This is a genomic window from Pseudomonas sp., from assembly GCF_032058845.1.
Taxonomy (GTDB): domain Bacteria; phylum Pseudomonadota; class Gammaproteobacteria; order Pseudomonadales; family Pseudomonadaceae; genus Aquipseudomonas.
In genome coordinates, this window is sequence record NZ_DAMCCR010000100.1 from 1 (window position 1) to 775 (window position 775).

The following is a 775-nucleotide window of genomic DNA, read 5'->3' on the forward strand; positions in this document are numbered from 1 at the left end:
CGGCGCGCAGCAGCGGCCCGTGGGCCAGGTCGAGGCTGCGCTGGGCCTGATTGGCCAACGCCGTCTGCGCCTGCGTATCGGCGACGTCGGCCTGCCAGAGCACGCTGTCGTCACTGCGCAGCCCGGCGTGCTCGGCAGCCCAGCCCGCGTCGCCTTCGGCAAAGCGCAGGCGCAGGGCGTCATGGTGGTCGATCAGGGCGGCCAGCGCCTGGCTGAGCCATTCGGGGTTCAGGGCAGTGGCGGGTTTGAGCATCACCGACTGGTTCCACTGCCCACGCTCGGGCAACGGCAGGTCGAAGAACGCCTGCTGGATCGGCAGCAACGGCGCCTGGCCAGTGACCGGGCCCTGGTCGAGCACCTGGGCATCGTCGGCCAGGGTCGCCACCTGGGCCAGGGCCTGGATGGTCTGCTGCTGGAACAGGTCCTTGGGGGTGAAGTGGATGCCGGCCTGGCGCGCGCGGCTGACCACCTGGATCGACAGGATCGAGTCGCCACCGAGCTCGAAGAAGTTGTCGTCGAGGCTGATCTGCGCGCGCTTCAGCGTGCTCTGCCAGATGGCGGCGATGCGCTGCTCCAGCGGGCTGCGCGGGGCGACGTAGCCACGCTGGCTGCCGTGCGGGTCGATGGCCGGCAGGGCGCGTCGGTCGAGTTTGCCGTTGGCGGTCAGCGGCAGGGCGTCGAGCAGCAGGAAGTGCGCGGGCAGCATGTAGTCAGGCAGCGTCTTCAGCAGGGCCTCACGCAGCGCCTGGGCGTTGCGGGTCGCCGCCGGGGCGGT

The 775-nt window shown here is 71.1% G+C and carries 1 protein-coding gene; it reads right to left on the minus strand.

Going from position 1 to position 775, the window contains the following annotated elements:
* A partial coding sequence (locus RT028_RS16630; protein ID WP_312936212.1) for a phosphopantetheine-binding protein occupies positions 1-775 on the minus strand: 775 nt, incomplete at both ends.